At 36.9% G+C, this 13,641-nt stretch carries 11 protein-coding genes; 3 read left to right on the top strand and 8 right to left on the bottom strand.

Annotation, left to right across the window (positions count from 1 at the left end; translation table 11 throughout):
* Window positions 1–19: 19 nt before the first annotated feature.
* From CFY84_RS09695 to CFY84_RS09660, 8 genes are all read right to left on the bottom strand, one after another.
* Complete coding sequence (locus CFY84_RS09695; RefSeq protein ID WP_088824150.1) at window positions 20–1,447, bottom strand: hypothetical protein; 1,428 nt, start codon at window positions 1,445–1,447, stop codon at window positions 20–22.
* Complete coding sequence (gene tssG, locus CFY84_RS09690; protein WP_088824149.1) at window positions 1,444–2,439, bottom strand: type VI secretion system baseplate subunit TssG; 996 nt, start codon at window positions 2,437–2,439, stop codon at window positions 1,444–1,446. The genes CFY84_RS09695 and tssG overlap by 4 nt, the downstream gene beginning before the upstream one ends.
* Window positions 2,403–4,214 carry a type VI secretion system baseplate subunit TssF gene (gene tssF / locus CFY84_RS09685; protein WP_088824148.1) on the bottom strand — a complete coding sequence of 604 codons (1,812 nt, stop codon included), beginning with the start codon at window positions 4,212–4,214 and terminating at the stop codon, window positions 2,403–2,405. Before tssF ends, tssG begins: the two co-directional genes overlap by 37 nt.
* A 14-nt stretch (window positions 4,215–4,228) precedes the next feature.
* Window positions 4,229–4,705, bottom strand: a complete 477-nt coding sequence (tssE, locus tag CFY84_RS09680) for a type VI secretion system baseplate subunit TssE (protein WP_088824147.1) — start codon at window positions 4,703–4,705, stop codon at window positions 4,229–4,231.
* Window positions 4,706–4,834: 129 nt separating this feature from the next.
* On the bottom strand, window positions 4,835–5,338 hold the full coding sequence (locus CFY84_RS09675) for an Hcp family type VI secretion system effector (protein WP_088824146.1): 504 nt from the start codon (window positions 5,336–5,338) through the stop codon (window positions 4,835–4,837).
* Between the two features lie 38 nt (window positions 5,339–5,376).
* Window positions 5,377–6,861 carry a type VI secretion system contractile sheath large subunit gene (gene tssC / locus CFY84_RS09670; RefSeq protein ID WP_088824145.1) on the bottom strand — a complete coding sequence of 495 codons (1,485 nt, stop codon included), beginning with the start codon at window positions 6,859–6,861 and terminating at the stop codon, window positions 5,377–5,379.
* Window positions 6,854–7,363 (bottom strand): type VI secretion system contractile sheath small subunit, encoded by a 510-nt coding sequence (gene tssB, locus CFY84_RS09665; protein ID WP_088824144.1) that lies wholly within the window; start codon window positions 7,361–7,363, stop codon window positions 6,854–6,856. The genes tssC and tssB overlap by 8 nt, the downstream gene beginning before the upstream one ends.
* A gap of 27 nt (window positions 7,364–7,390) precedes the next feature.
* Entirely contained in the window at window positions 7,391–8,038 is a 648-nt protein-coding gene (locus CFY84_RS09660) for a hypothetical protein (RefSeq protein WP_088824143.1), read from the bottom strand.
* A gap of 439 nt (window positions 8,039–8,477) precedes the next feature.
* Between CFY84_RS09660 and tssH the strand changes: the two genes are divergently transcribed.
* Genes tssH through tssK form a run of 3 tightly spaced genes read left to right on the top strand, consistent with a single transcriptional unit; the run spans window position 8,478 to window position 13,633 of the window.
* Window positions 8,478–11,156, top strand: coding sequence for a type VI secretion system ATPase TssH (gene tssH, locus CFY84_RS09655; RefSeq protein ID WP_088824142.1), 2,679 nt, complete (start codon window positions 8,478–8,480; stop codon window positions 11,154–11,156).
* Window positions 11,157–11,165: 9 nt separating this feature from the next.
* Window positions 11,166–12,269: a type VI secretion system protein TssA gene (gene tssA, locus CFY84_RS09650; protein ID WP_088824141.1), complete on the top strand. Its 1,104-nt coding sequence runs from the start codon at window positions 11,166–11,168 to the stop codon at window positions 12,267–12,269.
* Between the two features lie 2 nt (window positions 12,270–12,271).
* A complete protein-coding gene (gene tssK / locus CFY84_RS09645) occupies window positions 12,272–13,633 on the top strand; it encodes a type VI secretion system baseplate subunit TssK (RefSeq protein ID WP_088824140.1) in 1,362 nt (453 codons plus the stop codon).
* Window positions 13,634–13,641: the final 8 nt, after the last annotated feature.

Genomic DNA, 13,641 nt, shown 5'->3' with positions numbered 1-13,641 from the left:
GTTCGCTAAAGTCTAAAATTTAAGTAGGTGTTGATGCATTTGCATCAGCTTCAAGTTCTGAATTTGGATTTGGATCAAGCAAAATATGTATCGCGGGATCATGTACGCTATACAACAGACCATAGAGGTCATGAAAAGATACTAAGCCCAACATCAAGCCATAGAGTTTAGATAAATGCTGGGTGTGTCCTAAGCTTGGACAACTATAAATATAGTGATAGGTTTCAATTGGCGTATGTTCAAAATGTGCTGCCAATTGTTGGATGACCTTTGGCCGATCAATTTGATCTAGAATCAGGACAAAAGGCTGTTCATCTTTAAATTGTGGCAATTCATCAATCTTTTTATCTTTGAGCAGTGCCAATAAATCAGGCTGATCAAAAGCCACTGTCATGGTTTGACTGGGTTTAAGCTCTAATATTTCAACCGCTTGTGGTGCAACAATAAATGACCCTGCAAATTCTGCAGGAACATAGTCAGTACTGACCCATAATTGATTTTCTAAATGACCTTGATGAATCTCAGAATCTAAACCCAAGCAGAGATAAACTTGATCTGTTGCTGTTGCAATATGCCTAAACGTTTGCAGCATATTTGCATATCCATTTTTACTCGACCAAAACTCATATTCAATTTGAACTTGGTCGTTTAAAAACCCCATTTCAACCAACTGTGCTGCTATTAAAGCTGTTGTTGCTGCGGTGTCCCAAACTCTAAATAGATGTTCAGCCAAAATCACATAAACAACCAATTGGCTTAATCGTGGAACAGCTTCTATTTTTTCTACATCATCATCTTCATCAACGGTCTGATGTTTTGGGTCAAGCCATGCTGGATGCAAACGATATTTTTCAATTGTTTTATGATCATAAAACATTGCTGAACGTTTAAAATGATGACTAATTGTATGTAACACATCATAATTCTGTGCAATCTGTGCATGGATTAGCTGATGCATACGTTGCTGTAATACATCTAAAACCACATCCTGATTTTTTATATCTTGGTCATCATCAAGATCCGTCATACGATAAGACAAAATTGGGTTGCCTTGAGCATTATGCAATTTGCTGTCTAATTCTGGTGCTTGTAAATCAATAGTTTTAGCTAAGATTTCATCATTTTCACCCATTGCACTTTTTAAAAATGAACTATATACATGTAACTGTATTTGCTCTTTTTTCGCTTCTTCTTGCACAGGTACCTGATTTTTCTCAGCCTCTGCTTGCTCAAGACGCTGTTGCTGTTTCTCACGGCGATGCACATACAGCTTGTAAATTAAATATGGCGATAAAAGAACACAAGCCACAGCAAATGGAATGACAGCAAGATACATCAACAAATCATGTGCCGTAGGTTCAAAACCTGCATCTTTCCAATAAAAAATGACCACGGTGGCAGCAATAGCAAAAACACTGATCAATGTACTTAAAATAATTTTAATCATCGTGCCTCCGCAAATAATGCATAACAGGTTTCTCTATTTTCTAATGCCGCTTGCCCACCTAAAAATGCACCTTGTCCCAATCCACGCTGGGTGGTATGACGAAGCTGCAATGGCTCAATCGCATCAGGCAGTAAGACCAAACGAATATCTACCATGAGCGTTGGGCTACACCATGTTTGAATAATATCTTTGAGCTTTTTATGCTGTGGTTGCTCTGGTAAAAATTGGATGTAATCTTGATAACTTAACGGCCCAAGGACCAATTCAATTTTTCCATCAATTTGGGTGACTGTTTCACCACAAAATGTATTGACCCCAAGCAAACTAGGCACTGTTCCGCCAAGCACTGTTTTTTGCTGATCTTCTAATTTAAACTTTTCTTTAATGAATTCTTTGACTTCAACCTGCTGGTGAAAAATACAACTCAGCATGGTTTTTAATGCATGGACTGTATTATTTTGTCCCTGCATTAAGCCTGAAAACTCAGCAAAATAATCTTGTAATTCAGTTTGTTGATGCTGTGTCCCAATATAGCCACTTAAAGAATGCAATATATTTAAATAATGGTTTTCTTCTTCCACCTCATACCGAACAGGCAAGTTATAAGTCAGGCTTGCTTCAATATACTGAGCAATTAACTTGTTATTAAATAACCCCAAAAAAGCTTCAACTTCTGCACGTTGTTTACGTGGTGCTTGACGCATTTTATTGGTATACACATAAGGTAAAGCCCCTTGTATACCTGTTAAACCAACGATCAAGTTCTTAATTTGATAAGTATTCTCTTCAACAGAAAGCGACTCAATTTCTGATTTTGGAAAATTCAAATGCAGTGAACTTGAAAAATCAAATGCATCTGCCCATGACTGATGTTCATCTTGTACAGGCGCATGACGAAGTAAACGAACAGACTGAATAAACTCAAATGATGTTGCAGATGAGACCAACTGATGAATTACAGAAGCGTCTTTCCACCAATATTTTGTATGCATTGGTACAACTCCTGACCAGTTTTCTCGTCTAATATCATTACATCTACATAACTATTCATTTGTACTTTCAGACTAAAAATATGACTGAGTAACTGACTGAATAAATAAATGCTATGCCCCCTAAACACCCCAATATTCATTATAATTTTTACTTTAACGCCCCGAACAAACATAGGAAATGGTTTTGCTTCAACCAATTTATGGCTTGTTTCAAATTGAATATCTTTAATTGAATCAATAATTAAGTGTTTTTCTTCTGACTGCGGTAAATTATAAAGCTCAAGCAACTCTTTAACATGCGATACTGCATCGCCTTTCATTAAAGCAATGGTGTTTAATGATAAATGCGAAATAATACGCCATTGTTCTTGTTTGTTTTGCGAGAACATATACGGCATGGTCGGTCTTTTTAATACATGCGCATGACGAGCAATGGTTGAATCATTTAATGTGAGTACATTATTGCTGTGACTGAGCACATCATATGGCAACTCACCATTTGAACATAATAAAGTTGTACTAATAAAATCTGACTGTATTTCATGTGGTTGAAGATGTTTTGAAATAATTGTATAGCCAGTTTCAATCGATTGATTGTGATACTGTTTTGGATTTAAAGTATAAAAAAACTGAACATCATCTCGTTGATAATGACTCATCGCAAAAAAAGGCAATACAGGATAGCTATTGGTCTGGTTGGTGTTTTGTTTTTGACGAATAATATTCATATCCAAAATTGAATACACCTGATAAAACGCAGGATAGCGATTATCTGTAATTAAAGGATATTCTAATTGTTTATGATCTATTTTCTGTGGCTCAGACTTTTTCTTAAATAGATTAATGACAGGCGTTGTATAGAGCTTAAAATTTGCAACATTCAATTCACTGTAATTTCTCACCACAGCTTGATCGTTTAAATTTAATTTTAAATGAATTTGTAATTCAAACTCACTTTTAGGATTGGATAGATTTTTTAAAATACCTAAATCAAATAATAAATAGCTGAATTTTTCAGGAAAGCAAAAATACTCAGTTAATAAACGATATGCATGATGAGTATGCTGATCGATTGGCAATAAATGATCAGACTCATCAAACCCCATCACAGCAAATGGATTATGAATAGCATGAGATTCTTGACCTGACTTAAGCGTAAATACTGTATCTGATTTAAAAATGCCATCTAAGAGCTGCAATGGAAAATTTGAAATCGCATCTAAGTAAATAGGCAGTTTTTCTTGTTGTAAAAGCCCAATTGCTTTATTAAAACACTCAAAACGAAACGTTAAAGTTGCATTTTGGTTTAAATGAATATGTGCACTTGGATTGGTTTTAAAGGCAATATGATTCAACTGTAAAGGCAGCATTCGAACCGCTTTACTGGTTTTAAATTCACACTGCACTCCTTTATAACTGCGCGATTTCAAGCTGGTTTGTGCAGGTACAATATGAACATTAGTTAATTGCTTTTGTTTATTCACATCCTCAAAACTCACCACACTACATGCAGGAAAAGGTCTTAAGTACTGCGGAAACATGACTTCAAATAACGAACGTGAAAATAAGTCGTAACCATCGACTAATTTTTTATCAATACGTGCCGCAATTAAAGAGAATGCCTGAATCAAACGTTCAATATGTGGGTCATCAATTTGTTCTTGGTTTAATGACAAGCGCTGGGCAATTTTAGGATACTTTTTTGCAAAATCACGCGATTGCTGACCAAATTCTTGTAGTTGCTTTTCATAATAAGGTAGGAGCTCTTCTATCATTTTATTTCCTGACCTTATGCGTTGGCAGAGATAACATATTGTTGTGTCGTTGGTTTTAATAAAGCATCAAACACAACGGGCTCATATAAAGGATGTATATTTAAAAATGCTTGAATACTTAAACAAAGTGCGCCTGTATTATGGCCTTCCATTAACATTTCGACTTGGACTTGTCTTAAGCGAGGCTCATGAGATGAAATAGATTGCGCAATTGATTGGCATATTTTATCGCGATCCATTGGATTGGCTGTTGATAAACCAACAAAGTCCATAATCCCAAACTGTAAAATTGAGCTCTTTGCAGCTGGAAAATCATCAATTAAATGATCCAACTTCCCCATACGGCTATTTAATAAATCTTCTAAATCTCGCGCTACAGACTCACGCAAATCACGAATTGATAGACCTTCAGCAATATCATCTTGCTTTGGTAAAAGTCGATCAAATAAAGTCGACTGAAATCCATAGGGATATAAATGATCAAGATTCATGATAAATGCTAAAAATCGTTAAGAATAAGAAAGAAAGGGTCTGTGTTGGGCTACTGACCCCTTTCAAAGGAATCAGCAACCTGTTGGACACGAATACTAGTGATGTTAGTTTGAAACGGCTGAATCAAATTATGCTGTGTATGACGCAGTATTATTTGAAAGAGACCATTTTTTCGTAACAGCACCTTTTGATGTACCGTTAATATCTTGCTGGTTATATGTCCACTCTACAGCAGCATATTTCAGACCAAATGCTTCTGTTGGAACACCTTCTTCATTAACACTTGGAATAACACTTGATACCAATACATGCTTCAATTTGATTTGAAGGTATTTGATACGCTTATCGCCATTTGCACGATAAAAATCAATTTGTACTTCATCAAATGTATAACCTGCTGAACATGCTTCCCAAAGTTTTGGACTAGTTGCATCCAAATCTTTTACAAATACCATGTCAGAGTGTTCAACACGTTCAGCTGTATGACCACCAACACTTGAAGATGTTGCTGATTTTGGCTGACGAATGTTATGAGCCCAAGAGTTAACTTCTAACCAATTTTTATGTTCTGAGTCACGTGACTCCCCATCAACTTTGTATTTACCACGAAACTCGATATAGATATCCTTCACAGGTATTCTCCGATTTTTACGTTAAAATTAGCTGCTTACTATGAATTTGAAGACTGAGGTAACTCAGTAACAAGTCGCAAAGAAACTGACAACTCATCCAGCTGAAAATGTGGTTTCAAGAAAACCACAGAGTTATAGTGTCCAGGTTGAGCTGGGTTATCTACAACTTTCACAGAAGCTTCTCGAAGCGGAAATTGTGCTTTCGCTTCTTGAGATGCTCCATCATCTAGTAATACATATTTTGCAAGCCATTCATTTAAAAAGGCTTCAACATTGCCGGCAGAAGCAAAGCTTCCGACCTTGTCACGCATCATTGCTTTTAAGTAATGTGCAATACGTGAAACGGCCATAATGTATTGAATTTGACTTGATAATGCTGAATTTGCATTTGCCGTATCATTGTCATATTTCTTAGGTTTTTGTGTTGATTGCGCACCAAAAAAGGCTGCGTAATCGGTATTTTTACAATGTACTAATGGAATAAAGCCAAGGTCGCTTAACTCTTTTTCACGGCGATCAGTAATTGCAATTTCAGTTGGGCATTTAAATGCAACTTCACCATCGCTGGTTTTAAAGGTATGTACAGGAAGTCCTTCAACCAAACCACCGCCTTCAACACCACGAATCGCAGCACACCAACCATGAGAGTCAAATGCATTGGTTAAGCGTGTACTAAATGCGTATGCAGCATTCATCCACAGATATTCGTCATGATCTTGTCCAGATACGGTTTCAACGAAGTTAAATCCTTCTGTCTGTGTACCATCTTTTGGATGATAAGGCAGACGACCTAAAACACGTGGTAAAGTTAATGCAACATAGCGGGCATCATCACTTTCACGGAATGAACGCCATTGAATATATTCAGCTGTTTCAAAGATTTTTGAGACATCACGTGGACGATCAATATCAGTGAATGACTCAAGACCTAACATTGAAGAACTTGCTGCTGAAATAAATGGTGCATGCGCTGCTGCTGCAACATGAGAAATCTGTTCAAGCAAATACATATCAGATGGAACACGATCGAACTCAAAATCACCGATTAATGCAGCATAAGGTGCGCCACCAAATGAACCATATTCTTCTTCATATACTTTTTTGAATAAGGTACTTTGATCGAAATCAAGCGCACTTTGGAAGTCTTTAGTCAGTTCTTTCTTGGTCGTATTTAACATACGAATTTTAATTAATGGATTAGACGGCGACTCTTGGCAGAAATAGTACAAACCGCGCCATGTTGACTCTACTTTTTGAAAATCAGCATGATGCATTACTTCACTGAGTTGACGTGAAATCATTTCATCAATTTCTGCAATACGCTTATCTAATGACTGTGACATATTGTCAGAAACAACAATGGTGCCTGCCATCACTTCTTTGGCCAATTCGCCAATTAAACTTTTTGCACGGTCATGCTCATCATCATTTCGAGCAATACGGCTTTCTTCAACAATTGAATCTAACAACCCTGTGCTTTCTACAGTTGCTTGTGCATTGGCTTCAGCTTGCATATTACTCATGCTTATCTCCAGCTTCTTTAGTGAGCTGACGAACTTGCTCAGTGTTGTTTAATACTTCATCTAAAATGTCTTCTAGACGCTCACTGTTTGAGATTTTATTTCGCAGATCCGTCAATCTTTCACGGACTTCAACCAATTTACGTAATGGTTCGACTTGCTGAACAATACTTTCAGGTCGGAAATCATCCATGCCTTTAAAGGTTAAGTCGACACCGATACGACCGCCTTCTTCAGAAATTGTATTTTCAACTTGAAAAGATGCGCGTGGCGATAGTGACTCCATAACTTCATCAATATTTTCTAAATCAACATTAATGAATTTTTTATCTTTCAGCTTAGTTTTTTCAACTTCAGATGCTGCCGAAAAATCACCTAAAACACCCACAACAAATGGAAGCTCTTTCACTTCTTTTGCATCCCCAACTTCAACATCATAGGTCAGTTGAACTCGAGGTGGTCTTACCCGTTGCAATCTTTTTTGAACACTTTCTCTTTTTGACATGTTTACACCTTTCCCATAATTCTTGCGCTATAACCCTGCAAATGGATTTTTTTCATTTGTTTCTTGCTTAGCAACGGGTTGAGGACTCACCGCAGTTGCTTTAGGTTTTGGAGCTGATTTAACAACCGTTGTTTTTTTTCTAACAACAGGATGCATATGCGATTTATCAGCTTTATATGTGACTGATTGAGCTGCTTTTGCTTCTTCAATTAAAATAGATTCAGGCTTGGCAGATTCGATATCGCTGACCAATTGCTTTGCAGCTGGATACGTGTCTGCAGCATTTAAAAAGCGAACTTGTTGTGTTCGAATCTGTGCAAGTGCTAAATGAGCAATATGTGTAGCTGCTAAAAACTTAGTGTCTGTCAAGGCATTGCTATGAACTTGGTTGGCTTCTAATTGCTGAATAAGTTGCAAAGACTTTACATCTTTACCCAATGTTTGAAAGCGCTGAGCAGCTTGGGTCAAAAGCATATTTTCTTTGTCTTTATTCTCTTTATCGCAAACTTGCGAATAAATTGACAATAAAGTTTGGTCGTCTTCATCCACAACCAACGGATGTGCTTTTAAACACCGTTTCTTTAATACAATTTTCTGATCTTCAGCAGCAAATATTTGCTGTGAACATCCTCCCCCGACCATGACAGCCATAAAAAAAGCAATGATACGCTTCACAGAAACCTCTTTTAAACAATGAACTAATGATTATTTTTTAAACGATTTTAGTTTAAGAACATTAAGAGTTAAATATGCTAATCTTTAGACAAAAGTAAAACAAAGTGCCAATAAAGTCAAACTTTTTACTCATTTATTTTATTGGTATGTTTAAAATTACATTTATATGTATTTGTTTAGAATTATTTGATGCTTTTAGGTTATAGTATAAGGTTGTATTCAAATCTGTTTAATATATTACCTTTAAAAACAACTAACCACCTCAATAAAGTTAAATAAAACACATTAAATTAAAAAAATATGAATTTAAACGCATTAATGTATATATTTTACGACTAAATACAATTAAGATAAGTAGAACTAATACTTATACAGTGAAAAATGAAACAAAGCGTTTCATAAAATTTAATAAGAGAGTTTTCTCTACTTGGGATGAATGATGAATAACTTAAAAATTTTAATTACAAAGCTGTCTGCGCCAGCTCGAAATGCTTTGGAACGATCTGCTAATTTTTGTATTTCACAGCAAAATTTCGAAATTGAAATTGAACATTTACTCTATGAACTACTTAATACAGCAGAACGTAATGATATAAACGTTATTCTTGAAAAATATAAGATTTCTAAAAATGCATTATTAGACGATATATCACAAAATATTGCACAACTGCCTAAAGGAAACACGCGTACACCTATTTTCACCAAATCTATTGTTCGCTTACTTGAACAAGCATGGTTATTGGCATCTGCTGAACAAAAGCCTGTCATCCGAAGTAGTCATCTATTGGTTGCAGTATTAACTGCATCTGATTTGTATCAAATTGCAGTACGTGCATCGAGCTTATTTGAACTATTACCAATTGATACTTTAAAACACACATTTATAGATCTCTGTAAAAACAGCATTGAAAATGAAGATCCTGTTCAGAACTCAGTGAAAAATACGGATACCGAATTAAACGCAAATGAATCGCAAAATACACTCCAAACCCCAGGCCTCGACAAATACACCATCAATCTGACTGAAAAAGCCAAGAAAGGTGGTATTGACCCTGTTATTGGACGTGAGCACGAAATTCGTTTAATGCTTGATATTTTAATGCGTCGTCGTCAAAACAATCCTATTTTGACTGGTGAGCCTGGTGTCGGTAAAACAGCAGTTGTAGAAGGATTGGCTTTAAAAATTGTCAGCCAGCAAGTTCCTGATGCACTAAAAGATGTACAACTCCATGTTTTAGATATTGGTTTATTACAAGCTGGGGCAAGTGTAAAAGGTGAATTTGAAAATCGCTTAAAACAAGTTATTCACGAAGTACAACAATCTACACACCCTATTATTTTATTTATTGATGAGGCACACACACTTATTGGTGCCGGTGGACAAGCCGGGCAAAATGATGCCGCCAACCTACTTAAACCTGCTCTTGCACGTGGTGAATTGAGAACTATTGCTGCAACCACATGGGCAGAATATAAACAATACTTTGAAAAAGACGCAGCATTAAGCCGCCGTTTTCAAGTGGTAAAAGTTGAAGAACCGACAGAAGAAGTTGCGATTGATATGCTTCGCGCAATGATTCCAGTCATGGGGCAACACTTTAATTTGCAAATTGATGATGAGGCAATTACCACAGCAGTTCAAGCATCACACCGTTATATTAGCGGGCGTCAACTTCCAGATAAAGCGATTAGTGTGTTAGATACAGCTGCAGCGCGGGTGGCTTTAAGCCAAAACGCAGAGCCAGGTAAACTGACCCAACTCCAAGCACAAAAACATAATATTCAGCTTGAAATTAATATTCTTGATGCAGAAAACAAGCAAACCCAACAACACACAGAACGTTTAATTGAATTAAATAATCAGCTCAATACCCTTGAAAGCGATATTGCAAGTACAACAGAAAAATGGCAACAAGAACTTGCGTTGGTCCAAGACATAAAAGCCATTACCCAAGCAGAAACAACGGATACAAGCATCAGCAATATTCAAGAATTAAGAGCAAAACTTCATACCTTACAAGGACAACAGCCTTTAGTTTTTGACCGTGTGAATGCAAGTATTATTCATGAAATTATTTCAGATTGGACCGGTATCCCTGTTGGTTCAATGGTCACGGATGAAATCAAACAAGTTTTATCATTAGAAGCCAAACTTGAACAGCGTGTTATGGGGCAAGATTCTGCGTTATATCAACTGACTCAAGGCATTAAAACCTCAAAAGCCAAACTTGAAGATCCCAATAAACCGCAAGGCGTGTTTTTATTGGTGGGTCCAAGTGGTGTCGGTAAAACCGAAACTGCGTTGGCCTTAGCAAATGAATTGTATGGTGGAGAATCACATTTAATTACCATTAACATGTCAGAGTACCAAGAGGCACATACCGTTTCATCTTTAAAAGGCGCTCCTCCAGGCTATGTGGGATATGGGCAAGGCGGTGTACTCACTGAAGCGGTCAGAAGAAATCCTTATAGCGTGGTTTTACTTGATGAAATTGAAAAATCACATCCTGATGTTCAAGAACTTTTTTATCAAGTTTTTGACAAGGGCACATTAGAAGATGGTGAAGGCCGTATTATTGATTTTAAAAATACCACCATCTTATTGACCTCAAATACAGGGTCAAATGCAATTATGAAAGCCTGTTTGAATGAGCCTGTAGAAAATTGGCCATCTACAGAGGATGTCATTGAGCTATTAAAACCAAGTTTATACAAGCAATTTAAACCTGCATTTCTTGGTCGCATGCGTATTGTGCCTTACTTCCCATTACATGATGACTTGTTGGTCCGAATCATTCATCACAAGCTCAATAAAATCATTCAACGTTTAGAGCAACAATATCAAACACAGGTTGAATACACAGATGAGTTAATTGAACTGTTACTCAGCCGTTGTACTGAAGTCGATAGTGGTGCAAGAAATGTTGATAACATTTTGAATGCTTCTGTACTTCCTGCATTAGCGACAGAAATTTTAATTGCGCTCAGTGAAAATCGCTTACCAAAAGTCATTCGTATTGATGTGAAAGACAGCACGATTGTCTATCAAATCGATCCGAAAGCTAAACGTAAAACACGTGCAAAAGCCAAAACAGCGCCGGTTGAATTGAGTCAATAAGAGATTAAAATGACTTTTATTATTGAAGATCTGCTTCACCCAATATCTGAGCACAAACCATGTGGAGAAGATTTTTCTTTTTCAAATGAGTTTCATGATATTAAAAAAGCCAAAACACAAGATGATCTCTTGCTTGATCAAGGCGATTGGATTACAGCACCAAAACAAGCTGATTGGGTTAAAGTAAGTGATACATCACTTGCTTTACTGACCGATAAAACCAAAGATATCCGACTGTTAACATGGTTATGTGAAGCACAAGCACATTTGGCAGGTTTTGACGGCGTAGCAAAAACAATTTTACTTTCGCAGCACATGCTTGAGCAATATTGGCAAACGATTCATCCTGAAATCGAAGACGATGATTTAGATCAGCGTTTGGGCTTATTACAAGGTTTAGTCAATCAAATTCCATCTTTGGTTAAAAAAGTGCCTTTGGTGGATAAGGCACCTCATTATTGTTTTCTTGAGTATGAAGGATTACAGCACCAGCAAAATAATCGTCTCAAAAAACAAGATGATGCTGAATATGAGGAACAACCGAGCTTACTTGAGCCTTTTGAGCAAGCGTTACATAGCAGTACAGCAACCTTTCAGCAGCAAAACTATGCTTCTTTTAGCCTGTTAATTACCCAATGGGAAGCATTCAAGCAAACATTAGATACGCTATTGGGCTTAGATGCACCAAGTTTTGCTCAAATTGACTCTCAACTTGAAGGCATGCATTTGACGCTCAAAAAGCTCTATAAAATAGATGCTTGGCTTAAACAGCAAGCCCAAGCAAGCTCACAAAGCGCTTTAGTGCCTGAGCAAACTATGTCACATCAACCAATAAACGCTGAACATTCAGCCGTTGGATTAGGTTTTCAGCCTTTGGCGCAAAGTCATCAACAAAATCGTGAACATGCTATTGAAGTGCTCAAAGAAATTGCTGAATATTTTCAAAAAAATGAGCCGCATAGCCCTGTTAGTTACATGCTGCAAAGAACCATCAAATGGAGCGATATGCCATTACATGAATGGTTAGCCCAAGTCATCAAGAATGATCAACCCCTTGAGTCTATTCAGGAACTCTTAGGTGTACAACAACGCAATGAATCAGGTGAGTGGTAATTATGTTTACAGCTGAAAAAATTCTTTGGGGTGAAGGACTGTTTTTACGTCCACAACATTTCCAAGCGCAAGACCATTATCATGAACAGCATTTAAACCAAACCATCCGTTCACTGATTCCCTTTGCCTATGGCATTAAAAAAATACGTTTTGATCAAAACCAACTGAACCTCAATGTGTTGGCTTTAGAACATATTGAAATGATTTGGCAAGATGGTGATATCTATAACGCCCCTGCTTCAGATCTCTTACCTGCACCTATTATGCTCAATGACTTGCAGCTAAAAGGTGAAATGAATATTTATTTGGCTTTACCAATTGTGCAGCCGAATAAAAAAAATGTGGTGTATGATCAGCACACTCAGCCGGGTCGTTATCATTCTGTCTCACAAGAAGCACATGATTTATTTACTGATGCTGTGCCAGCTGAAATCACATTGCTTCGCAGACAAGCGCAATTTAAGTTGCTTGACCCGCACAGTCTGCCGAATGAAGAATTTGATGGCTTTTTATATGTGCCTGTTGGGAAATTAAATCGTGACAGTTCGGGATTCTTTGAGTTTGATCATCAATTTATTCCGCCAATTTTGCATATTAAGTCAAATGATGCCCTCATTCAGAACTTAAAACGCACGTTAAATATTATTAAAGCAAAAATTAAAACCATACAAAATAATAATCGTGAAAATGAGCAAAAATTAGTTGAGTTTCGCTCAGGGGATATCGTGTCTTTTTGGTTGGTCAATGCATTAAATGCATCTTATGCCACCCTTAATCATTTGTTTTTAAATGCTGAAGTTCATCCTGAACGCTTATATTGTGAATTTTTACGTTTAATTGGTTCATTACTGACCTTTACAACCGCATATGAAGTTGACCAATTGCCGACTTATCAGCATCTTCAACTAAAACAATGCTTTGGCGACCTTGATACTATTGTAAGAGACTTACTCGATACCATTATCTCTCATCGTTATATTAGCATTGCACTGAAAGAAACACGTCCATCGTATTGGGTGGGTCATTTAGAGTCAGATAAAATTACCAAAGACAGTAGACTGTATGTTGCTATTTCAAGCAGCATGATTCAAACCCATGAATTAATTCAGATTGTCCCTATTCGATTTAAAGTAGGCAGTACTGTTGATGTAGAACAACGTGTTATGGCCGCTTTACCTGCAGTACCGCTACATCATTTAATGCAAGTACCTGCTGCTATTCCTGTGCGTTCAGGCGTGAGCTATTTTGAAATTGAACCCAATGATGAGCTGTATAAAAAGATGTTGGACTCTGAAAGCATCTGTATTTATGTCCCAAGCGGATTCCAAGATGTCAGCATTGAATTGATTGCCGTTTTAAATTAAAAGGAGAG

Origin of the sequence: Acinetobacter apis, assembly GCF_900197575.1 — a bacterium.
GTDB lineage: Bacteria > Pseudomonadota > Gammaproteobacteria > Pseudomonadales > Moraxellaceae > Acinetobacter > Acinetobacter apis.
Note: the sequence above shows the minus strand (reverse complement) of the source record. Positions and strands in the feature narration are given on the sequence as shown.